At 58.3% G+C, this 22,732-nt stretch carries 20 protein-coding genes and 1 pseudogene; 15 read left to right on the top strand and 6 right to left on the bottom strand.

Annotation, left to right across the window (positions count from 1 at the left end):
- Window positions 1-21 precede the first annotated feature (21 nt).
- Window positions 22-1,023, bottom strand: a complete 1,002-nt coding sequence (locus tag ACSQ87_RS19580; protein ID WP_223431411.1) for an ABC transporter substrate-binding protein — start codon at window positions 1,021-1,023, stop codon at window positions 22-24.
- Window positions 1,024-1,062: 39 nt separating this feature from the next.
- Window positions 1,063-1,899 (bottom strand): ABC transporter ATP-binding protein, encoded by an 837-nt coding sequence (locus ACSQ87_RS19575; RefSeq protein ID WP_436275107.1) that lies wholly within the window; start codon window positions 1,897-1,899, stop codon window positions 1,063-1,065.
- A 396-nt stretch (window positions 1,900-2,295) separates the two neighbouring features.
- On the opposite strand from ACSQ87_RS19575, the gene ACSQ87_RS19570 reads away from it, so the two are divergent.
- From ACSQ87_RS19570 to ACSQ87_RS19560, 3 genes are all read left to right on the top strand, one after another.
- Complete coding sequence (locus tag ACSQ87_RS19570) at window positions 2,296-2,967, top strand: DUF2238 domain-containing protein (RefSeq protein ID WP_436274153.1); 672 nt, start codon at window positions 2,296-2,298, stop codon at window positions 2,965-2,967.
- Window positions 2,968-3,036: 69 nt separating this feature from the next.
- On the top strand, window positions 3,037-4,257 hold the full coding sequence (locus ACSQ87_RS19565) for a helix-turn-helix domain-containing protein (protein ID WP_436274152.1): 1,221 nt from the start codon (window positions 3,037-3,039) through the stop codon (window positions 4,255-4,257).
- Between the two features lie 36 nt (window positions 4,258-4,293).
- Entirely contained in the window at window positions 4,294-4,923 is a 630-nt protein-coding gene (locus ACSQ87_RS19560; RefSeq protein WP_436274151.1) for a Vgb family protein, read from the top strand.
- Window positions 4,924-4,939: 16 nt separating this feature from the next.
- Here the strand turns inward: ACSQ87_RS19560 and ACSQ87_RS19555 are convergent, their stop codons facing one another.
- Complete coding sequence (locus tag ACSQ87_RS19555; RefSeq protein WP_436274150.1) at window positions 4,940-5,800, bottom strand: CAP domain-containing protein; 861 nt, start codon at window positions 5,798-5,800, stop codon at window positions 4,940-4,942.
- A gap of 173 nt (window positions 5,801-5,973) precedes the next feature.
- On the opposite strand from ACSQ87_RS19555, the gene ACSQ87_RS19550 reads away from it, so the two are divergent.
- Complete coding sequence (locus ACSQ87_RS19550) at window positions 5,974-6,381, top strand: hypothetical protein (RefSeq protein WP_223431416.1); 408 nt, start codon at window positions 5,974-5,976, stop codon at window positions 6,379-6,381.
- Here ACSQ87_RS19550 and ACSQ87_RS19545 read toward each other — a convergent pair.
- A complete protein-coding gene (locus tag ACSQ87_RS19545) occupies window positions 6,329-7,219 on the bottom strand; it encodes a DMT family transporter (RefSeq protein WP_436274149.1) in 891 nt (296 codons plus the stop codon). The genes ACSQ87_RS19550 and ACSQ87_RS19545 overlap by 53 nt on opposite strands.
- Window positions 7,220-7,302: 83 nt before the next feature.
- Here ACSQ87_RS19545 and ACSQ87_RS19540 point away from each other — a divergent pair, with 83 nt between their 5' ends.
- The 7 genes from ACSQ87_RS19540 to ACSQ87_RS19510 all read left to right on the top strand — a co-directional run bounded on the left by ACSQ87_RS19540 (window position 7,303) and on the right by ACSQ87_RS19510 (window position 15,026).
- The gene (locus tag ACSQ87_RS19540; RefSeq protein ID WP_436274148.1) at window positions 7,303-8,634 is read left to right on the top strand and encodes a PLP-dependent aminotransferase family protein; all 1,332 of its coding nucleotides are present in this window, start codon (window positions 7,303-7,305) and stop codon (window positions 8,632-8,634) included.
- A gap of 256 nt (window positions 8,635-8,890) precedes the next feature.
- Window positions 8,891-9,913 carry an amino acid ABC transporter substrate-binding protein gene (locus ACSQ87_RS19535; RefSeq protein WP_436274147.1) on the top strand — a complete coding sequence of 341 codons (1,023 nt, stop codon included), beginning with the start codon at window positions 8,891-8,893 and terminating at the stop codon, window positions 9,911-9,913.
- A gap of 62 nt (window positions 9,914-9,975) precedes the next feature.
- Window positions 9,976-11,112 carry an amino acid ABC transporter permease gene (locus ACSQ87_RS19530; RefSeq protein ID WP_436275106.1) on the top strand — a complete coding sequence of 379 codons (1,137 nt, stop codon included), beginning with the start codon at window positions 9,976-9,978 and terminating at the stop codon, window positions 11,110-11,112.
- Complete coding sequence (locus ACSQ87_RS19525; protein ID WP_436274146.1) at window positions 11,102-12,193, top strand: amino acid ABC transporter permease; 1,092 nt, start codon at window positions 11,102-11,104, stop codon at window positions 12,191-12,193. Before ACSQ87_RS19530 ends, ACSQ87_RS19525 begins: the two co-directional genes overlap by 11 nt.
- Before the next feature lie 11 nt (window positions 12,194-12,204).
- Window positions 12,205-12,594, top strand: a complete 390-nt coding sequence (locus tag ACSQ87_RS19520; protein ID WP_436274145.1) for a RidA family protein — start codon at window positions 12,205-12,207, stop codon at window positions 12,592-12,594.
- A 159-nt stretch (window positions 12,595-12,753) separates the two neighbouring features.
- Window positions 12,754-13,710: an ornithine cyclodeaminase family protein gene (locus ACSQ87_RS19515; protein ID WP_436274144.1), complete on the top strand. Its 957-nt coding sequence runs from the start codon at window positions 12,754-12,756 to the stop codon at window positions 13,708-13,710.
- A 203-nt stretch (window positions 13,711-13,913) separates the two neighbouring features.
- Window positions 13,914-15,026 carry a CapA family protein gene (locus ACSQ87_RS19510; protein ID WP_436274143.1) on the top strand — a complete coding sequence of 371 codons (1,113 nt, stop codon included), beginning with the start codon at window positions 13,914-13,916 and terminating at the stop codon, window positions 15,024-15,026.
- Between the two features lie 35 nt (window positions 15,027-15,061).
- Here the strand turns inward: ACSQ87_RS19510 and ACSQ87_RS19505 are convergent, their stop codons facing one another.
- Window positions 15,062-15,796 (bottom strand): amino acid ABC transporter ATP-binding protein, encoded by a 735-nt coding sequence (locus tag ACSQ87_RS19505; RefSeq protein WP_007991043.1) that lies wholly within the window; start codon window positions 15,794-15,796, stop codon window positions 15,062-15,064.
- A gap of 327 nt (window positions 15,797-16,123) precedes the next feature.
- Here ACSQ87_RS19505 and ACSQ87_RS19500 point away from each other — a divergent pair, with 327 nt between their 5' ends.
- Window positions 16,124-16,816, top strand: coding sequence for a GntR family transcriptional regulator (locus tag ACSQ87_RS19500; protein WP_008157181.1), 693 nt, complete (start codon window positions 16,124-16,126; stop codon window positions 16,814-16,816).
- Window positions 16,817-16,883: 67 nt separating this feature from the next.
- Here ACSQ87_RS19500 and alr read toward each other — a convergent pair whose 3' ends face one another.
- On the bottom strand, window positions 16,884-18,122 hold the full coding sequence (gene alr, locus ACSQ87_RS19495) for an alanine racemase (RefSeq protein ID WP_436274142.1): 1,239 nt from the start codon (window positions 18,120-18,122) through the stop codon (window positions 16,884-16,886).
- 374 nt (window positions 18,123-18,496) lie between these two features.
- Between alr and ctlX the strand changes: the two are divergent.
- The 3 genes and pseudogenes from ctlX to ACSQ87_RS19480 form a co-directional block, all read left to right on the top strand.
- Window positions 18,497-19,384: pseudogene (gene ctlX, locus ACSQ87_RS19490) on the top strand (citrulline utilization hydrolase CtlX); the annotation flags it as partial.
- Window positions 19,379-20,629 carry an aspartate aminotransferase family protein gene (locus ACSQ87_RS19485; protein WP_436275105.1) on the top strand — a complete coding sequence of 417 codons (1,251 nt, stop codon included), beginning with the start codon at window positions 19,379-19,381 and terminating at the stop codon, window positions 20,627-20,629. The pseudogene ctlX and the gene ACSQ87_RS19485, both read left to right, overlap by 6 nt.
- A 2-nt stretch (window positions 20,630-20,631) precedes the next feature.
- The gene (locus tag ACSQ87_RS19480; protein ID WP_436274141.1) at window positions 20,632-22,521 is read left to right on the top strand and encodes a methyl-accepting chemotaxis protein; all 1,890 of its coding nucleotides are present in this window, start codon (window positions 20,632-20,634) and stop codon (window positions 22,519-22,521) included.
- The last annotated feature ends 211 nt before the right edge of the window (window positions 22,522-22,732 follow it).

Below are 22,732 nucleotides of genomic sequence, written 5' to 3'. Positions count from 1 at the left end.
TTACCTTGTTGTCACTCGCCGTTATTGCGCAGCTGTTTGGGTGTCGATGAACTGGTTGGTGTACAGGTCGTCGAGCTTCGGTTCCTGGGTGACGATGCCTTCGCTGACATAGAACGTGCGCACCGCTTCCAGCCGCGCCGGATCGATGCGACCCAGTACGGTTTGGTTGGCGTAGACGTGTTCGACGTAAAGCTTGAAGACCTTCTCCAGCGAATCTTCCTTGCCGGCGTAAGCGGGCACAGCTTTGGCGAAGGTGACCGCAGCGGCGCGCGGGTCCTGGATGATGTCGCGCATGCCTTGCAGGGTGGCCTGGACCACGCCGCGAACAATCTCCGGGTGCGTCTTGATGGCGTCGTCCGACGCGAGGATCGCCTGGGCCATGCTTTCGAAAATTTGCGATTGCGGGATCAGTTTGATCTTCACACCGGCTTCTTCGGCGTTGACCACCCAGTCCGGTACGCCCGCCATCGCCTGGGCTTTGTCAGCCGAGAACAACTGCCAGACGCCCGACGGGCCGGCCGCCTGGATGTTCACGTCGGTTTTGCTCAGCCCTGCTTTGCGAAGGGAGGCGAGCAAGGCGTAGTAGGTGGTGTCCGAGTAGGACATCACCGTCATGGTCTTGCCCTTGAGGTCGGTGATCGAGTTGATATTTTCGGCGGCATTGGTGGCAATCATGGTCACACCGCCAGCGCCCAGCACAGCGACGGAGCGCACCGGAATACCGTTGGCCCGCACCACAATCGGGGTGTCACCGAGGGCACCGCCGAGCATGGCGTTACCGGCACCGATCTGCTTCGCCACGTCCACACCGCCCTTGGCTGCGATGAAGGTCATGTTCAGGTTCTGGGCAGCGTAGTAACCCTTTTGCTGGGCGATGATCCACGGGGCGAACGCCGGCGAGTTCGGCGGCGCCGGCAACAAATAAGTCACGTCGGTTGGCTGTGCCTGCGCGGCGAAGGCCATGCCCAGGCCGAGCGCAATGCCGCTGGCCTGGCTGAAGCGTTGAAACAGAGACTTGAACATGCGTACTCCTGAATCGGTTGATGGCCGCAAGGGCGTTGATCAATGCAGTTCGGTGTCTTCGCCGACTTTCAGCAATTCCATCAGGCGACCGGCCAGCGGACCGATCTCCGGCAGCTTGCGGCGCTCCAGCGGGTTGTCGCGAAACGGCAGGTCGACGGTGATTTCTTCGATGATGGTGCCCGGGCGGGCACTCATGACCAGTAGCCGATCGGACATGGCGATGGCTTCAATCAGGTCATGGGTAATGAACAGGGCGGTTTTCTTTTCATCGAACAGCATCCGCGCCATGTCCTGCTGCAGGATCATCTTGGTCTGCGCATCCAGGGCCGAAAACGGCTCGTCGAGGAACAGCACCTGCGGGTCGATGGCCAAGGTACGAGCCAGGGCCGCACGCTGACGCATGCCGCCCGACAGCTGGAACGGGTAGTGGTCGGCAAAGCCTTGCAGGTGGCAACGATCGAGCAGATCTTTGGCCACGGCCTGACGCTTGGCGGCCGGTACACCTTGAATTTCCAGGCCCAGTTCGACATTGCGACGAATGCTGCGCCATGGCATCAACAGGTCTTTTTGCAACATGAAAGCGACTTGGCGAACCGGACCTGTCACCGCTTCACCGCCGACGAACACTTCACCTTCGGAAGGTCGATAGAGGCCGGAGCCCATGTTGAGGATGGTGCTTTTGCCGCAACCGGAAGGGCCGATGATCGACACCACTTCACCGCGGCGAATCTTGAAATTGACTTCGCGAATGGCAAACGGCGCTTCGGATTTTCCTTTGGCCGGGAAACATTTGCCGACATTGCGAAATTCAATTTCGATGGGCTCCGGATCTTCCTTGGGAGCGGGTTTATTCCATTGAGGGGCGACGGCGTACATCTCGTTCACAGCCATTGGGAAGGGTCTCTGGTCTGTTTTATAGGTGATACGGTGGTTAGTGCATGAACAATGCCACCCCAATGCCAGGTTGAATTTTTGTTAGAAAATCCCTGTTTATTAATGAGTTGCGAAGGTTTTGCAGTTTTTGCCGTGTTTCATATACGAAACATGGTTTCTTGTATGGCACGAAATTTCACATCGAAGGTGCATGCCATGGGAAACGGCGAGGAAGGAGGGCTTGCTGAGGTAACGCGAAGCGGGGCAAAAACAGGGCTTTTGTTTTACATATGAAACGGGCCACCTTTTGTCGGTGTGCCTGAACCGGACTCGCAATCGGTTGATCCATGTAGAAGGACTCAGGAGCTCTCGTCATTCTCCGACTGAGGAATTCAAACCATGCAGCCGAAGGCACACCAGCGATACGACCTGACGCTGCTGATGCTGTTTGTGTTGATCGTCGTGGTGTCGGGTTATTCACCCCGCAGCCGAGTGGATTGGGCACTGGAAAACTTGCTGGTGCTGTTCCTGGTGGGCGCGCTGGTGGCTGTCTCCGGCCGGTTTCGCCTGTCGGCTATATCCATCAGCCTGGTATTCGTTTTCCTGTGCATTCACGAACTGGGTTCTCACTACACCTACGCCAAGGTGCCGTACGACCAATGGTGTTCAGCCTTGACCGGGGTCAGCCTCGATAAAGCGCTGGGGCTGCATCGCAATCATTTTGATCGGCTGGTCCATCTGAGTTACGGGTTGTTGATGGTTTATCCCATTCGAGAAGTGCTGGTGCGACTCACACCGTTGCGGGGTTTCTGGCTGGTGTTTATGGCGTTGAACATCATTCTGTCGACGTCGGCCATTTACGAAATGGTTGAATGGATTGGTGGCGCCTACCTGGGCGACGACACCTCGCGTGCCTTCGTCGGCGCGCAGAACGATCCCTGGGATTCACAGAAAGACATGGCGTTGGCGGTGGCTGGGGCCTTCGTCAGCGAGTGTGTGGTTTTGCTGTGCAAGCAAAAGCGCGCCGTTCCTCACGCCCAACATTCGAATGTCGGGCGGCCTCCTTCGTGATGGATCATCGTGAGATAGACTCAACAGCGAACATCCTACGGTGGGAGTGACAACGGTGGCGGGATTGCGATGGATTCGCTGATCACGGCCGCAGCGCAGGCGCTGGCAGCGGGGGATCCGCTCGGCGCGCTGAACCGGGTCGCGTTGCGCGACGATGCGCCGGCGCTGGCGTTGCGCGGGATTGCGATGGCGCAACTCGGTGATCTGGTGCGAGCCAAGGCGCTGGTGCAGAGGGCGGCGCGGGCCTTCGGGCCGAAGGAGGCCTTGGCTCGGGCGCGATGTGTGGTCGCCGAGGCCGAGATCGCGCTGGCCTCCCGGGAGTTGGGCTGGCCGGTGAAGGCACTCGAGTCGGCGCGGGTGTCGCTTGAGGCGCACGGCGATCGAGTGAACGCTGCTCATGCGCGGTATCTGCAGATTCGGCGTTTGCTGCTGATCGGGCATCTCGAAGAGGCCGACGTGCTGCTCGCCGAGCTTGATCCTGCGCCCTTGCCGCCGGCATTGCGCGCCGCCCACGAACTGGTCGTGGCGGGAATCGCGATGCGGCGACTCGAGACGAACAAGGCGCGGTCTGCACTCACAAGGGCCGAGCACGCCGCGCGCGACGCCGATATTCCTGCGCTGACGGCCGAGGTGGAAAACGCTGCCCTTGTCCTGGACACGCCCGTCGCGCGTTTGATTGCCTATGGCGAAGAACGGCCGCTGTTGCTGGATGAGGTTGAAGCGTTGCTCGCGTCCACGTCGCTGGTCGTGGACGCCTGTCGCTACGTCGTGCGTGGCGCCGGCATGTCGATCTCCCTCGCCACACGCCCGGTCTTGTTCGCCCTCGCTCGGGCACTGGCCGAAGCGTGGCCGGCCGACGTGTCGAGGGAAACGCTGATTGCCCGGGCCTTTCGTTTGAAGCACGCCGATGAGTCCCTTCGCGCGCGGTTGCGAGTCGAAATCGGGCGACTGCGTACGGCGCTTAAACCCTTGGCCGGCGTCACTGCAACCCAACGTGGTTTTGCTCTGGTGGCGCTGGTTGCCTCTGACGTTGTGGTGCTGGCGCCACACGTCGAAGAGAAGCACGGGTCGGTGTTCGCTTTCCTCGTCGACGGTGAGTCGTGGTCGAGCTCGGCCCTGGCCCTGGCCCTCGGCGCCAGCCAGCGCACGGTGCAACGGGCACTCGAGGAACTGGCCCGCGCGGGCAAGGTACAGTCGTTCGGTCGCGGCCGGACGCGTCGCTGGATGACCCCGCCGGTGCCGGGTTTCGCGACGACCTTGTTACTCCCGGTGCCACTGCCGGGTGACTAGGATGAACGTCACCCACCCGTAACGAGGAATGCCAACATGAAACAGTCAGCAGCCAAAATCCTTCGTGAATATGGACCCTTTGCCGGTGTCGACAAAGTGCATGGCGTCACCTGGGACGGCCAACGCGTGTGGTTTGCCACCGGTGACAAACTCAACGCCCTGGACCCTGAAAGTGGCAAGACACTGCGTTCAATCGATGTCGCCGCCCATGCCGGCACCGCCTTCGACGGCCAGCACCTGTTCCAGATCGCCGAGGACCGCATCCAGAAAATTGACCCGCAGACCGGCCGTGTACTCGCGACTATTCCGGCGCCTGGCGGCAGCGACTCAGGGCTGACGTGGGCGGAAGGGACACTGTGGGTCGGCGAGTATCGGGATCGCAAGATTCATCAGATCGATCCCGAGACTGGCGTGATTCTGCGCACCCTTGAATCCAACCGCTTTGTCACCGGGGTGACCTGGGTCGAGGGGCAGCTGTGGCATGGCACCTGGGAAGAAGACGAGAGTGAGTTACGCCATATCGATTCGACCACCGGCGAAGTGCTGGAAAGCGTGAAGCTGCCGGCCGGCGTCGGGGTATCGGGGCTTGAATCGGACGGCGGCGATCAGTTTTTCTGCGGCGGCGGTGGCAGTGGGAAGGTGAGGGCGGTGCAGCGCCCCAAGTAAGGCGCCGCTCAATCACTCAAGGCGCGCCAAACAACATCGTCCAATAAACGCCTCTATCACTGCGTGCGTCCGCCGCATAGGCTGCGCCCATCTGGGTAAACATCGGATTCATCAGGTTGGCGCAATGCCCCGGGCTGGCCAGCCAGCCCGACATGGCCTTGCTCGGTGAACCCTGGCCGGCAGCGATGTTCTCGCCGATCTGCCGGCCACGGAAACCAGCGGCTCTGGCCCGGTCTGCGGGCATGTCACCGTCGGGATCCTGGTGTGCGAAGTAGTTGCCGTAGGCCATCGTCTTGCTATGCCCTTGCGCCGCAGCGCCCAGGGCTGCGTTCCAGGCCAATGGCCGTGCGGCGGCGAAGCGCTGACGACCGCAGAGGCGCGGTTTTGAGCGTGCTGCATTGACCTGTGCCAGCAACGCTTTGCTGACGGCTCGCGTATCGCCCACACGACTGTCCAGCACGGGCTGCGCCAGCACCACCTGCCACTCACTCCGGGCGCGACTGACGCCAATGTCGGCATATTGGGTATCGAGCAAAGCCCCGCAGTAATCGCTCTGGAGCATGTCGAAGGCCTCATCGGCATCCTGCGCACCGACCACGCGAATCGTGCGCACTGTCACCGCTTGATAGCCGGACGCTTTCAATCGATCGCGCAAACCGCCGCCATAGCCGATCGGCAAGGCCAGGTTCGACTTCAATGCCAACGGCGATAACGCTCGACCCGCGCGCCCCAAGCAGCGATCGGGGTGAGCGCGGTAGTCGTTGATGGCTTCCACCAACTGCCTTTCGGCACCGGCGTGGGCGGGGTTGGCGAACAGGGAAAACAGAGGAATGAAACAGAGCGAGGCAACGCGAACGGACAGGAGGGTTTGGCGCATGGATGAATAGCTCTGAGCGGGCAAGTGGAATTCACGGCTCGGCTATGACTGGCGCTTCAACACAAGGTTCACGGGCGCAAGAGACATATTTGCGCTGGGCGCAGGACGTCCGCCAAAGAGGACATGGAGGTGTCGTATGATGGCTTCTTTTTACCCGTCACAAGGACCCAGCCATGCCGTTAAGCAAGCGCGATCAGGCGAACATCGAGCGACGCCTGGTGGCCACCCTGACTGAGGCGTGTGAGACGGCCAAAGCGGAAGTCGTCGGGTTCTGCTGGCTGACCCACGAGGTCGATTACGATCTGTTTCCTTCCAGTCTGCGGGTCATCTGGGTCTTCGATACACAGGCCAACAAGGATCAGGCGCTGGCCAGCGGGCAGGGCGAGCGCATGCTCGAGTTGACCGCCATTGCGTTAAGCGAAGCAGACGTTCTCGTCAGCCCGGTATCGGCCCATGTGCAGTTCGATTCTGAAGAAGAATGTCAGCGCGCCAATGCCGGTAATTGGCAGCAGCGCTTGTCGCGCCCACTCACTTCGAAAACTTTCGCGCCCCGGCCACGCAAAGGATCACCGCGACGGTAACCCCCAGCATGCCGATGCTGACGTGTTCGTGAAGTAACGTGGCCGCCAGCGCCAAACCAAAAAACGGCTGTAGCAGCTGAAGCTGGCCGACGGCGGCAATCCCCCCTTGGGCCAGCCCGCGGTACCAGAATACGAAACCGACCAGCATGCTGAAGATCGATACGTAAGCCAGGCTGAGCCACGCGGATGGGGTAATTCCCGAGAACGAAGCAGGGGCCAGAAACCAGGTCAGCGGGACCATAACGGGCAGCGACAGCAGCAAAGCCCAAGAGATCACCTGCCAGCCTCCCAGTGTTCTTGAAAGTTTTGCGCCTTCCGCATAACCCAGCCCGCAGGCGAGGATGGCCAGCAGCATGAGAATGTCGCCGGTCGGAGAGGCGGTCAGGCCTTGCGAGACGGCAAATCCCACGACCAACGCGCTGCCCAGCACCGAGAAGAACCAGAACACCGGCCGGGGACGCTCCCCGCCGCGCAACACGCCGAACACCGCAGTGGCGAGTGGCAACAAGCCAACGAAGACGATCGAATGAGCCGACGTCACGTACTGCAGCGCCAGCGCCGTCAGCAGCGGAAACCCTACTACAACGCCCATTGCCACGATCACCAAGGGCAAAAGCTGACGCTTGGCGGGACGTTTTTCTTTAAACAGCACCAGCATGCACAGCGCCAGAAGTCCGGCAATCATCGCTCGGGCAACGGTCAGGAAAACCGGGTCGAATTCCAGCACGGCCAACCGTGTGGCCGGCAGCGAGCCGCTGAAAATCAGCACACCGATAAACCCGTTGAGCCAGCCGCTCGCGGTCTTTTCCGTCGTTGGGTTTTGCAGGGTCCGTTCCATCTGAGGGCACTCTCAATTTGCAGAGATCCATCGTATGATCGACGATCACTACAATCAAAAAATTGTCATGGATACATCTCGACATGCCTCGCTCACGGTACAAGTCATTAGTGGATGCTTTTGCGGCTGACATCCGGTCAGGCCGATTGTTGCCAGGCACGCGCTTGCCGACGCATCGTCAACTCGCGGCGACAGAAGGGCTGGCGCTGGTCACCGCCAGTCGGGTCTATGCAGAGCTCGAAGCCATGGGCCTGGTCAGCGGCGAGACGGGGCGAGGCACGTTCGTGCGGGAGACGTCGTTGCCGCCGGGCTTGGGCATCGACCAGAAAAACGTTGCCGTGGGAATGACCGACCTCAACTTCAACTATCCCTCGCTGCCAGGGCAGGCAGAACTCTTGCGAAATGCGCTGCGCCAACTCGCCTCGGGCGGTGATCTGGAGTCCCTGTTGCGCTACCAGCCACACGCCGGGCGTCTGCATGAGCGCGCCTCGGTGGCGCGCCATTTGCTCGCCCGAGGGCTGACGGTGGATGCCGAGCAAGTGCTGATGGTCAGCGGTGCCCAGCATGGACTGGCCGTGACGATGATGGCGCTGCTGCAACCCGGTGACGTGATTGCAGCGGATGCGCTGACCTATTCAGGATTCATCGTGCTGGCCGAAGCCTTGCACCTTGAAATCGTGCCCCTTCCCGTGACCGAACAGGGCCCTGATCTGGAGGCGCTGGACCGTCTGTGCCGGAGTCGCCGCGTGCGGGCGGTGTACTCGATGCCGACGCTGCACAATCCGCTGGGGTGGGTGATGAGTGCCGATCAGCGCGAGTCGCTGGTGACGATCGCGCGCAGGCATGACTTGCTCATCATCGAGGATGCCGCCTATGCTTTCCTTGCCGAGGACCCGCCGGCACCGTTAGCGCAACTCGCACCCGAGCGGACCGTTTACGTTTCAGGGCTCTCCAAGAGTGTGGCCACCGGACTGCGTGTAGGTTTCGTCGCTGCCTCGGCCGAAAAAGTGCCCGCGCTGGAGCGAACGATCAGGGCGACCACCTGGAATACCCCGGGCGTGCTGACGGCGATCGCGAGCACGTGGCTCGACGATGGCACGGTCATGCAGCTGGAAGCTGAAAAACGTCAGGATGCTCAGGCCAGGCAAACCATGGCCGCAGAAGTGCTGGCGGGCCTTCCATGTATTCGCCACCCGTCGTCCTATTTTCTTTGGCTGCCTTTGTCTGAAGATGCGAGGGCAGACCAGATCGCGGCGGCGCTGCTGCGTGAAAAAGTCGCGGTTTCAACCGCTGAGCCTTTTGCCACTTCTGCTCATGTCCCGCATGCGATTCGCTTGGCGCTGGGGTCAGCAGAGATGGGCGCACTGCGTGAGGCGCTTGAAAAAGTTAAGTGGGTGATTGGTGCTTATTCGTAGCTCGAAGTCACTCACCCGCCATCATGTTTTATTGTCTTCTTGCGCGTCGCAGCCTTCCATCATCGCAAGGGTGGACTCAGCGTTTCACCCATGACAGCAAGGAATGCGGTAGCGATCATCGCCCCAATTCCTACCGTCCAGCGGGTTACCGCCTCTAGATCAAAATCATCTTAGATAAGCATCGGCCGTCGCTTGACAGCATCGTTTAAAGTCATATAACTTCAAATCGTATACTTTCTACCGAGTGGAGAAGCTGATGACACGTCTAAGAGTTCTTTTCGCATCTACCGCAGCAGCCCTGGGGCTTTCGTTGGCAATGTCTGCACCGGTACAGGCCGATACCTTGTCGAAAATTCGCGAGCGTGGAGTGCTTGTCTGTGGTGTGCACCCTGGCCTGGTCGGCTTTGGCGCGCCCAACAGCGCGGGTGATTGGCAGGGGTTTGATGCGGATTTCTGCAAAGCTTTTGCGGCAGCGATTTTCGAGAAGCCCAAGGTCAAGTTTGTCCCGCTGTCCGATCAGGCGCGTTTCACGGCACTGCAGAATGGCGAAGTGGATGTCCTCTCGCGGAACAGCACCTGGACCCTGACGCGCGACACCACGATGGGGCTGCAATTTCCGGTGGTGGATTTCTTCGACGGCCAAGGCTTTCTGATCAACAAGAAACTGGGCGTCACCAAGGCGGCAGAGCTTGATGGCGCGACGGTCTGCATTCAGCAGGGCACGACTAGCGAGTATGTGGTTCGCAACTTCTTCGACAAACTGAAGATCTCGTTCAAACCTGTGGTGATCGAAAGCGGGACTGAATTCTTCTCGGCCTTTTTCGCAAGCCGCTGTGATGTGATCACCAGCGATGTATCGCAGCTGGCGGTTATCCGGCTCAACTCGGGCAATCCTGAAAACTACGCCATCCTTCCTGATGTGATCTCGAAATCGCCAATGGGGCCCGTCGTCCGGGGTGATGACAAGCATTTTGCAGACCTCGTCAAGTGGACGGTCTTTGCAACCTTTACAGCAGAAGAACTCGGTATCACCAAAGACAACGTTAAACAAATGCTCACCAGCAACAACGAAGACATCCGGCGCCTTCTGGGTGTAACGCCAGGTGTGGGGGCAGGTCTGGGCCTCAAAGATGACTGGGTTATCAATGTCATCTCCGCGGTAGGCAATTACAAAGAAATCTTCGAGCGCAACGTGGGTGCAAACACGCCGTTGCAGATGAAGCGTGGCCAGAACTCGCTGTGGTCGGACGGTGGTCTGCTGTACGCCCCGCTTTTCTGATCCGTGATGTGAATGGCTCAAACGCCGCATAGACGGCGAATCAGAAACGAGAGGTGAAGGTCATGTCGGCAAGAGAGGGTGCAGTTAAACACCAGCACCGGGCGGTCACGGTGTTGGTCCAGCTTGCAGTACTCACGGTTGTGGTGATTGCGGTCTGGTATTTCGGGCACGTGATCAACGAGCGCCTTACACAAAAAGGGATCAATACCGGGTTCGGCTTTCTGTGGACTCGTGCCGGCTTCGACCTCAGCGAAAGCATGATCGCTTTCAGCGGTGACAAGTCATATGCGTACGCTTTGCTCGCGGGGTTTTCGAACACGCTGAAAGTGGCGCTTTGCTCCATTGTGTTCTCCGTGCTGCTCGGGGTATTGGCGGCGCTGGCCCAGTTGTCCAAATTCGGCCTGGCCAGACGAATGGCCAAAGTGTATGTCTCGACGATCCGCAATACGCCGCTGCTGTTGCAGTTGTTCTTCTGGTTCGCTGTTTTTACTTACGGTTTACCGGTGGTCCGGGAGGCTCTGGAGCCTGTACCAGGCGTGTTCATCAGTAATCGCGGGATCAATTTCCCGTGGCCAACCCCCTTCGCATTGACGGCGATCGTCGCGATCTTTTGCACCCTCGTGGCGTTTCTCTTGAGAAGCGTGAGGACCGGTGGCAGCGCGCTGAAAAACCCGGGAGCCTTGCTGATAGTCCTGAGCGTGATTGCTGTTGTGTCCACCGGTTATGCCCTGTGGTCCGGGCAAATGACATTTGAATGGCCCACTGCAAGCAAGTTCTCAATCGGTGGCGGCGGGCACTTTTCACCCGAGTTCATGAGTATGTTCATCGGGCTCTCTGTGTACACGGGCACTTATATAGCCGAAGCGATCCGTGGGGCCGTGCAGTCCATCGCCCAGGGACAGATTGCAGCGGGTTATGCGCTGGGCCTGACGCACTTTGGCGTGCTGCGTTACATCGTGATGCCACAAGCCTTCCGGATCGCGATGCCGGCGGTGGTCAGTGAACTACTGAACCTGATGAAAAACAGTTCGCTGGGTGTTGCCGTGGGATACCCGGAATTGGTCTCGGCGGGCAATACCGCCATGAATCAAACCGGACAGGCCATCGAGTTGATCAGCATTTTCATGCTGGTTTACGTCACGGTAAACATTATTACGACGCGGGTAATCGGTCTTTGGGAGAAACATTATGTCTGGTGATCTGAATAATGGTGCCCAAGTATCAATTGCCGCACCCTTGACCATCATCCAGCGCCTGAAAGGCCTGGGCTCAGGTTTGCCCAGCCGGATTGTGTTCGGCGCATTGTTTCTCTGGGGCGTGGTTCTGGTAGGCCCAAGTATCTTCAAATGGTTGGTGCTTGATGCAACCTTTAGCGGCGACGCCGCGTTATGCCACCAGAACGGCGGCGCCTGTTGGGCGTTCATCGGCACCAAGCTCAATCTCATCCTGTTCGGGGCCTATCCTCCAGAATCGCTTTGGCGTCCAATCACTTTCGTTGCATTGATCGCTGCAGTTGCGCTCTGGTGTTTGTTTCGGGTCCGTCATCACACCGTGGCCATCGCGCTGTGGGTACTGGCCGCGCTGATTGGTTATCTATTGATGAGTGGCGGGCTGTTCGGTCTTGAGTCCGTGGATCGGGCGCGTTGGGGTGGACTCCCGATCACCTTGCTGATCAGCATTGCTGGCCTTGTGTGTGCCTTCCCTCTGGGGGTGCTGCTGGCGTTGGGTTGTCGGTCGGAGATGCCGCTTATCTCTGTTCCGTGCCGACTTTATGTCGATCTCATTCGCAGTGTTCCGGCGATCACTATTGTCTTCATGACCTTTGCGATCATTCCCTTGATACTTCCGGACGAGCTTATTTTCGACAAGCTTTTTCGGGCAGGTATCGGTCTCTCGCTGTTTACCGCCGCTTACTTTTCCGAAGCCTTGCGCGGTGCCCTGCAAGCACTTTCAGTCGGTCAGCGCCAAGCGTCGGCAAGCCTGGGGTTTGGCTATTGGGGCAGTCATGCCTACGTCATTTTGCCGCAAGTCATCGCCCATTCGCTGCAACCGATTGCCAACATCGCCATCGCGTTCGTCAAGAACAGCTCGCTGTTGATGATCATCGGACTTTTCGATTTGCTTGGGTCGGCAAGATCAAGCCTTTATGACGAAAACTGGCAAGGGTTCTATAAGGAGCTCTATCTGTTTGTCGGCGTCATCTACTTCGTTATTTGCATGTATATCCAACACTACGTCGCGTCGATTGAACGTGAGCGTAGAACCCGCCTGTTTCAATAATGGACGCCTCCATGAAAGAAATCATCGAAGTACCGTTTTTATCTGACGCGCTCAGACGTTTGAATACACCGACCTCTTTGCTGATTCGCTCCGGTTCGATGCTCTATACCTGCGGGCTGCCGCCGCTCGATCCGCGGACCGGGAATATTGTTCGAGGCACGATTATTGAACAGACTCACGCTGTATTGCGGGTGATGAAAGTTGTTCTTGAGTCGGCAGGGTCGTGCCTCGATAACGTGGTGAAAACCACGATCTTTGTCACGGACCCTTCGATGATGGATGACGTGAATGCCGTGTATCGCAAGTATTTCCCTGAAAATCCACCCGTACGGTCTTTTGTTGCAGTCAAACCCTGGCCGTTTCCGTTTGATATTGAAATCGATGTAGTCGCCTGTCTTTAGAAGTTGGTTGTACTGGGTCGTACTTTGTACGAAATAACAGCTCTCCTGGTCGCTTAAGCTATTCACTTCGTTTTTTTAATGTTTATACCCATGAACTCGAATTGAGTCATCTCGACGTTTTAGATTTTCTGTCAGAGGCTCTATGAAGGAATGTATTCGATGAAAAATGACATTGCCGTATTGGATTCAATTCAAGTGGCCAAACTGATTGATCAGATTGATGTACTGTCTGCATTGCGTCGTATGTTCCTGGCGCTGGGACAGGAAAAGGCTGTGCAACCGCCACAACTGCGAAATCCGTTTCCCAACGGGCAAGGCAACTTTATCAGCTACCTCGGAACGCTTGCCGAGGAGCGGGTCTTTGGTGCAAAGCTCTCACCCTATATCCCGCGTCCGGAAGGGGCCTTGGTCACGGCCTGGACGTTGATGATGTCGATGGATGACGGTCAACCTCGCTTGCTCTGTGATTCGGGGCAACTGACGGTTGAGCGAACGGCGGGAACCACAGCGCTCGCCGTCGATTTACTCGCGCCCGCACATGTCAGCAAGCTGGCCGTGGTGGGAGTAGGGCGGTTGGGCCAGGCGCATGTCCGGCATGTTTCGGCACTGCGCGAGTGGGGGGATATCAGGTTGTTTTCACCCAATATTGACGCTCTACCCGCGTCCGAGCAGCAGGGACTACGGGATATCGATCCACGCGTCAGCATTCATACTGAACTCGCCAGTGCGGTTGATGATGCGGATGTCATCCTGCTGTGCACCTCGGCCGGTCGAACGGTGCTTGATCCTGCCGTGCTCAAAAAGCCAGCGCTGATCACGTCCATTTGCACCAATGCTCCACTGGCGCACGAAGTACCGCCTGAATCCCTGCTGAACATGAATGTTTATTGCGATTACCGGGTTACAACGCCCGACAGTGCAGGGGAAATGCGCATGGCAAAAGACCAGCTTGGCTGGTTGCCCGAGAGTATTTGCGGAGACTTGCCCGAACTTCTGACGGGAGTTGCCCGACTGCCCGATCCCGAGCGCCATACATTCTTTCGTTCAATCGGGTTGGGGTTGGAGGATATCGCCATTGCCAATGAGCTTTATCAGTTGCACATGAAGAACAACTGAGAAGAGGTACAGAAGTAGTGCTACGCATTTCAACGTAATAATAAGCCGGCTGATGGAAACATCCCCCGGCTTATTTTTTGGCCATGATCTGAGAGCACCACCTGGCTATAGTTGAGACATGATGATCGTTGTGATGGGGCCGCAGGTGAGCTAATCGGGGACTGTCCCCGGTTTGCGTCATTCGGGATATCCGGGAGGGTGCCATGGCAGCTGTTACCGATACGCTGAAGCTGTTTCTCTCCGGCGACGTGATGACCGCCCGCGGCATCGACTCAGTACTGCCGCATCCTGGCGATCCGCGGCTTTACGAATCTTATGTCAAGAATGCCGGCGACTACGTCCGGCTGGCAGAAAGACTCAGTGGCTCGATTCCATGCCCAGTCGATTTCACCTATGTCTGGGGCGTTGCGCTGGAAGAGTTCGAACTTCGCCGGCCACACGCACGCATCATCAATCTGGAAACTGCGGTGTCCCGCCGCGGACGACCGGAGCCAAAGGGCATCAATTACCGCATGAGCCCGGAGAACTTCCCAGCCATCAGCGCAGCCGGCATCGACTGCTGCGTGCTGGCCAACAACCATGTGCTGGACTGGGGGGCAGCCGGCCTGGCCGATACGTTAGATACCCTGGCGAGAAACGGTATGTGCAGCGCCGGCGCCGGGCACAATCGGCAATCTGCCGAAGCGCCCGCCGTGCTGCCGCAGCCTGGCGGGCGGCGCTTGCTGGTGTTTGGCCTCGGTGCACCCGACAGCGGTATTGCGCCGGACTGGGCCGCCACGGATAGGCGCGCGGGCGTCGCGCGACTGGAGGATTTGTCGATGCAAAGCCTGCGCCCTGTGGCCAAACGGATTCTCGCGGGTAAAAATCCGGGGGATCGGGTGGTCGCCTCCATTCACTGGGGCGGCAACTGGGGGTTCGATATCCCGCGCGAGCAGGTCCGGTTCGCCCATGCCTTGATCGACGAGGCCGGAGTTGACGTGGTGCACGGGCATTCCTCGCACCACGTCAAGGGCATCGAGGTGTACCACGAACGCCTGATTCTCTATGGCTGCGGTGATCTACTGAACGATTACGAAGGCATCGAGGGCCACACAGCCTTTCGCGGCGATCTGGGGCTTCTCTACTTTGCCTCGCTGGACCCGGGCGGGCACCTGCAGTCGCTGGACCTGATACCCACCCGCCTCCATCGATTTAGCATCTGTCGCGCCGAAGGGGATGACCGTCAATGGCTGCACGACACCCTTTCTCGCGAGTGCGCACGCTTGGGCAGCAGCATTCAGCCGGGCGCGAAAAATGCTTTCGAGTTGCGTTGGTAGGAGCGTCTGGACACGCCCCTGGCGACGCCTGGTGATCAATGTTGCAGGATTTTCGACAGGAAATCCTTGGCACGCGGGGAGCGTGCTTCGGGGGTGCCAAAGAACTCTTCTTTTTTACAATCTTCAATGATTTTCCCCGCGTCCATGAAAATCACACGGTCACTGACCTTCCTCGCGAAGCCCATTTCGTGGGTGACGCACATCATGGTCATGCCCTCGTTTGCCAGCTTGATCATGACGTCTAGAACCTCGCCGACCATTTCCGGGTCCAGGGCCGAGGTGGGTTCGTCAAACAGCATCACGATCGGGTCCATCGATAAAGCACGAGCAATTGCCACACGCTGCTGCTGGCCACCTGAGAGTTGTCCTGGAAATTTGTCTTTATGGGCGCTCAGGCCAACACGGTCGAGCATCTTCAGACCCCTTTTAAGTGCCTCGTCCTGGCCACGGCCCAGCACCTTCATCTGGGCGAGCGTCAGGTTTTGCGTCACAGAGAGGTGTGGAAACAATTCGAAGTGCTGAAACACCATGCCAACCCGGCTGCGTAGCTTGGGCAGGTTGGTTTTCGGGTCCGAGAGGCTGATGCCGTCGACGACAATTTCGCCTTTCTGAAAGGGCTCCAGTGCATTGACCGTTTTGATCAGCGTTGATTTGCCAGAGCCGGAAGGGCCGCACACCACGACGACTTCACTCTTTTGTATCGCGGTCGAGCAGTCGCTCAGTACCTGAAAGTTGCCGTACCACTTGGAAACATTTTTTATGTTGATCACGGTGGTTGTCCTGATGTGGTTGCAGATGGCGCAAGAGGGACGAGGACCTGATCGCAAACGGCTTACCAGGGTGTTACCAATCCCTTCCTACTGTAGAAAGTATACGATTACTGATTCGCCAACGACAACAACAAAGCGATGAATGAGGCTTGGATTTCAGATGAATGGGGAGAGGGCTGGAAGACTGCAGGTCGAACGGGGCGAAGCTGAAGATGCCGTCCTTGTTCGTTTTCGTATAATCGTATACGGTTGTGCATAATGCTGTTGTTGCTCGTATCTGCCAAACACAGACACGCCTTTAAATCGCTCCTGGCCACTTAGTGTCATATGTCTAACCCATCACCACTGAAATACATTGCAGGTCTGATCCCGCTGGCCCGTGTGTCCGCGCCTCAATTTGTTGCCGCGGTCATCAGGGAAGCCATCGTTACCGGCGCGCTGTCCGGCAGCGAGCCTCTGCGTCAGGACCTGATCGCAACCGAACTCAACACCAGCAAGGTGCCGGTACGCGAAGCGCTGCGCGAGCTTGAAGGTCAGGGGTTGGTCCAGTTCCTGCCAAACCGCGGCTTCATGGTGACGCAGCCCTCCCGGCATGAAATGAATGAGTGCTTTGAATTACGAGCGGTTTTAGAGCCGCTGGCCGTCCGCCATTCGGTACCGCTTTCGACACCCGAGCAGCTTGATGCAGTCGAACGCATCATCGATGAGTTCGAGAAAGTTCACGATCCGATCTTGAGCAGTCAATGGAACCTCACGCTTCATACGGCGCTGTATGCGCCTGCGCAAATGAAGCATCTGGAAAATATGATCATCCGTGCGCACACCGTCGCGCAGCGTTATACGCATATCTACATGCAGCTACGGTCAGCGGGGATTGATAGCCAGGACGAGCACCGGGCGATCCTCGCGGCGTACCGGGCAAAAGATGTGGAAGCGGCGGTTGCGTTGATGACAAAGCACGTCAAGCAAGCCTCGGATGAAGCGGCTGAATACTTGCGAGACCACTTTGAGCAAAGCTGATCGGGACTTTGACAACGGTTGAGTCAGGGCAAAAAAGAAGGTGCTTGCGCACCTTCTTTTGTTTCCCTTATTTGGTCTTCAATACTTTCGGATTGGAGTTGCCCCAGATCGTGTAAAGGTCCGCCAACAACGCGCCGTTGATGGTCTCAAGCTCAGTTTGGGTAATCTCTTCATCACCTTGCTTGCCGTACAGAACGACTTCATCTCCCGGCTGCACGCCCTTGATGCCACTGACGTCAATCATCAGTGTGTTCATGGTGACCTTGCCGATTACCGGTGCGCGTTGACCGTGAATCAACACTGAAGCCTTGTTGGAGAACGCTCTGCGATACCCGTCGGAGTAGCCGGCCGGGATGTTGGCGATCAGCGAGTCTTTGCTCAGGGTAAAGGTGCGGTCGTAGCTGATCGTACTGCCCGCCGGGTAGGCGTTGACCGCCGCGACCCGCGATTTGAACTGCATCACCCGTTGAAACTCGTTATGCCCACCCACCGGGTAGCCATAGAGCGCTGCCCCCGGGCGAACCATGTCCAGCCAACCTTCCGGCACCTCAAGGGTGGTGAAGGTATTGGCGCAGTGCAGGGTGATCCGGCTGCGGTCCAGTTTGGCGTGTTCGATCAGCCAGCCGGACTGCTCCTTGAATGTGGCCAGCCCCTTCAGAACATCCTCTCGTTCTTCGACCGGGAAGTGGGTCATGATTCCGACGATATTCAGATGATCCAGCCGGGTCAGATCCACCGCCTGTTGTTGCCCCTCAGCCGTGCTCATTTCCAGACCGTTGCGGCTCATGCCCGCGGAATTCAGCGCCAGGTGAACCGGCAGCTTCACGCCCTTGCGGGTGGCCAGTTCATTGAGCTGGCGTGCAACCTCCAGGTTGCCGACCAGTTCTTCGATGTTGTAGCGCAGTGCATGCTCGACTTCTTCAACGGTCGCGCTGCGCAAACGCATCAGACGTCCCTTGAAGCCTTTTGCCCGTGCAACACGCGCCTCCTCGTTGCTCGCCACGCCGATACAGGTGATACCCATCCGAATGGCGGAAGGGATCAGTAATCCAATGCCGTTTCCATAAGCGTCGGCTTTCATCACGGCGCACATCTGGCTTTTACCCGCCAGCCGTTGCTGGAGCTTGGCGATGTTTCCCTCAAAGGCAGCCTGATCAATCTCCAGCCAGGTGTTGGCCTGGCCTGGTTGATTGTCGGCGCGAGGATGTTCAGGTGTGGGATCGAGCAAAGGGGCGGCATTGACCACCGGCATCATTGCCGTCAAGGCCAGGGCGAGCGTCAGCGTACTGAGCATAAAACGTGGCATATCGAGTCTTCCATACTGGATGAGGAAAGGCCCCATGCTGGCGTGGATTTGGCATCAGCCAGGTCCATCAGGCATTGAGCGAACAGCCATGGAATTTTTATGCAAAGGCGTCGTTTGTTTATGTGGTGTTAGGCGGCCCGCGCAGCGGATGACGCTGTAAAAAGGGCTTAAACGACCGAGGGTTTATTTCATCTGCTCAGTGATTTTCGTTTGATGGGCATCGGTAATGAGCGTCCATTTCAGCAAGAGCGGAATCGGCTGCCGAGGTAAAACTTTCAACATTCTGAGTCGAGCGCCAATGGGATAACAGCCGAGTCGGCCGCAGGGGAGGACGGAGAATAACCGCACTCACTTCCTTTTCTTGAAAGGCTCCCATGCAAACGACTAATACCGTGTTGATGATTCGACCTTCGCGCTTCTCCTTTAACGTTGATACCGCCGCGAACAATCGATTTCAGAAGTGCTCATTGCCGCAGGATCAGGCGCAAGCTCAGGCCCTCGAAGAGTTTGATGGCTATGTAGCGGTATTGCGCGAGCAAGGGGTCGAAGTGCTGGTGGCCCAGGACAGTGCGTCCCCTCATACACCCGATTCGATCTTCCCCAACAACTGGTGGAGCAGTCATGCCGATGGCACGCTGGTGCTGTATCCGATGCAGGGACAGAACCGTCGGCTGGAGCGTGACAAGGGCGTTCTGGAAGCGTTGCTGCAGGACTATTCGATTGAACACGTGTTCGACTTTACCGAGCTGGAGCAGCAGGAACTTTTCCTGGAGGGCACCGGCAGCATGGTGCTCGATCGCGTTCAGCGTATCTGTTACGCAGGTTACTCGGCTCGCACTCATGTCGATGCTCTGCGCCAGTTTGTCGAGCATCTCGGGTACCGTTTATGCGCCTTCAGTGCCGTTGACCGCGAAGGCGTGGCGATCTATCACACCAACGTGATGATGAGCGTCGGTACTTGTCTCGCGGTGGTCTGCCTGGAAGCTGTCAGCAATCTTCAGGAGCGCGCCGAACTTGAAACTCAGCTGCGAGCCAGTGGCAAGGAAATCCTGGCACTGACCTGGGAACAGCTCGAGTCGTTTGCAGGCAACATGCTGGAAGTTCACAACCAAAAGGGCGAGCCGATCCTGGTGATGTCGCGCACGGCTTGGTGTTCTTTGAACACCGAGCAACGCCAACTCATTGAGCGACATGCCAAGCCCTTGCCGGTAAACATCGATACGATCGAACTGATTGGCGGCGGCAGCGCCCGCTGCATGTTGGCCGAAGTGCATTTGCCAAAGCACCAGAAGCAAGCGTCGGTCGATCGTGGCGATTTCGATCGTTTCATGGTGCCCAACTACGCACCGGCGCCGTTTATTCCGGTCCGTGGAGAAGGATCACGGGTCTGGGACCAGAGTGGCCGAGAGCTGATCGATTTCTCCGGTGGGATCGCCGTCAATGTGCTCGGCCATGCCCACCCGAAACTGGTCAGTGCGTTGACGGAGCAAGCGAACAAGCTCTGGCATGTCTCCAACGTATTCACCAACGAGCCTGCATTGCGCCTGGCGCGCAAGCTGGTGGAGGCGACCTTCGCCGACCGGGCGTTCTTCTGCAACTCGGGAGCCGAGGCCAATGAAGCGGCATTCAAGCTCGCACGACGGGGCGCCCATGACCGTTATGGCGCGGACAAGTTTGAAATCATCGCCGCGTTGAACAGCTTCCATGGCCGCACCCTGTTTACCGTGTGCGTGGGCGGCCAACCTAAATACTCCGATGGCTTCGGCCCGAGAATTGAAGGGATCAGCCATGTGCCTTTCAATGATCTGGAGGCACTGCAGAACGCGATCTCGGACAGAACCTGCGCGGTGGTCCTTGAGCCGATCCAGGGCGAGGGCGGTGTGCTCCCGGCTGAACGCGCTTACCTGGAAGGTGCCCGCAAGCTCTGCGATCAATTCAATGCGCTGTTGATCTTCGACGAAGTGCAGACCGGCGTGGGACGCACTGGAGAGTTGTTCGCTTATCAGCATTACGGTGTTGAACCGGACATCCTGACCAGTGCCAAGAGTCTGGGAGGCGGGTTCCCGATTGGCGCGATGCTGACCCGCGAAGGGCTGGCGAAACATCTGCTGCCGGGCACTCATGGCACCACCTATGGCGGTAACCCGCTGGGTTGTGCGGTGGCCGAGGCGGTGTTTGACCTGGTCAGCGACCCGGTCCTGCTCGATGGCGTCAAGCAACGCGCAGCACAGTTCAAGTCTCGCCTGGCCCAAATGGCCGAGCAATACGGTGTGTTCAACGAAATCCGCGGGCTGGGGTTGCTCATCGGTTGCGTGCTCACTGACGGCTGGCGCGGGCGAGCGAAGGAAGTGCTGAATGCGGCGGCCGGGCAGGGGTTGATCCTGTTGCAGGCCGGCCCCGATGTACTGCGCTTTGCCCCCAGTTTGATTGTGTCCGAGGCGGACATCGTGGAAGGGCTGGACCGATTCGAGCGCACCCTTGCGCTGCTGACCCGGGCTGCAGATTAACCATGAGTAATAGCCTGAAGTTCAGCCACAAGATCCTGCTGGCCGTTTCTCTGATTGTCATCGCCGCGTTCGGGTTATTCACGGTCTACAACGACTCTCTGCAGCGCAGCGCTATTCGTAAGGACCTGGACAGTTATCTGCACGAAATGGGGGGTGTCACCGCGAGCAATATTGCCAATTGGCTGTATGGCAGGGTGTTGCTGATGGAGAACCTTTCACAGTCGGTGGCGATCAACCCGGCGGCGGAAAACATAACGCTTCTGCTCAAGCAACAAGCCCTGGCATCGACCTTTATCGCCACCTATGTGGGAGATAAGGACGGTAAGTTCATCACTTATCCGGACGCCAAGATGCCGGCGGGCTACGACCCTCGTGCCCGCCCCTGGTACAAGGACGCGGTCAACAGCAGCGGCCCGACCGTCACCGAACCTTACATCGATGCCACCACCGGCAACCTGGTTATCACCGTCGTCAACGCGATCAGCAAGGCCGGGCAGATCCAGGGCGTGACGGGCGGTGATCTGGGCCTGCAGGCGATTGCCGACAGCATCAATGCCCTGGACTTTAACGGCATGGGTTATGCCTTTCTGGTCAGCACCGACGGCAAGATTCTGGTCCACCCGGACAAAGCGTTGGTGATGAAAACGCTCAAGGATGTTTATCCGCAAGAGACCCCGCGCATCAGCAGCGATATCAGTGAAGTCCGGGTCGATGGTAAAACCCGCATCGTCACGTTTGCGCCGATCAAAGGCTTGCCGTCACTGAACTGGTACATCGGATTGTCCGTGGACAAGGACAAGGCGTTTTCGATGCTCAGCGAATTTCGTGATTCAGCCCTGATCGCCACGGTGATCGCGGTGCTGATCATTATTGGCTTGCTCAGCCTGCTGATTCGCTTCCTGATGCAACCCATGCAAGTGATGACCCGGGCGATGCAGGACATCGCCGAAGGTGAGGGCGATCTGACCAAGCGCCTGAGCATCCAGACACAGGACGAATTCGGCATCCTTGGTACGGCGTTCAACCGCTTTGTCGAACGGGTTCATGGTTCGATCCGCGAGGTCTCCTCGGCCACGGAACAGGTCAACGAAGTGGCCCTGCGGGTGGTCAGCGCTTCCAATTCGTCGATGCTCAACTCCGACGAGCAGTCCAGTCGCAGCAACAGCGTGGCGGCCGCGATCAACCAGCTCGGTGCAGCCGCCCAGGAAATTGCCCGCAACGCCGCCCAGGCCTCGCATCAGGCCAGCGATGCCCGTGGCTTGGCGGCAGAGGGGCAGCAGGTCGTCGAAAGAACCATCCAGGCGATGAACACGTTGTCCGGGATGCTCGGCACTTCCAGCGGCAACATCGAGAACCTCAACAGCAAAACGGTGAACATCGGGCAGATCCTGGAAGTGATCACCAGCATCTCCCAGCAAACCAACCTGCTGGCGCTCAACGCCGCCATTGAAGCGGCGCGAGCCGGTGAAGCAGGGCGCGGTTTCGCGGTGGTCGCCGATGAAGTCCGTAACCTGGCCCATCGCACCCAGGAATCGGCGCAGCAGGTGCAGACGATGATCGAAGAACTGCAAATCGGCGCCCGCGAGTCGGTCAGCACCATGAGTCAGAGCCAGCGGCACAGCCTGGAAAGCGTGGAGATCGCCAACCTGGCTGGCGAGCGCTTGAACAGTGTGACCCTGCGAATCGGCGAGATCGATGGCATGAACCAATCGGTTGCCACGGCCACGGAAGAGCAAACCGCTGTGGTCGAGTCGATCAACAGGGACATTAGAGAAATCAACACCCTGAATCAGGACGGCGTGGAGAACCTCCATTCAACCCTGCGGGCCTGTTCCGATCTGGAGCAGCAGGCGGCTCGCTTGAAACAGTTGGTGGGCAGTTTCCGGATCTGATCCATCAACGCCGTTCGCCCTCCCTGCGTCTGCGGCCGGGGAGGGCGTTTTGCTGTCTGGAACGCGGCAAGCGTTCAGTGATCAAGCATGAATGACCAGTTTCAGGCTGTGTGAAAACGTCCGGGATTGTCTAACCTTTTTACGTCGAGATCGTAAAGGGCGCCTTGCACCGCCCGACCTCCGCCCACGCCATTCTCACCTCAGCTGAGGT

The sequence above is a fragment of the Pseudomonas sp. LjRoot277 genome (assembly GCF_964253845.1).
Lineage (GTDB): Bacteria > Pseudomonadota > Gammaproteobacteria > Pseudomonadales > Pseudomonadaceae > Aquipseudomonas.
Note: the sequence above shows the minus strand (reverse complement) of the source record. Positions and strands in the feature narration are given on the sequence as shown.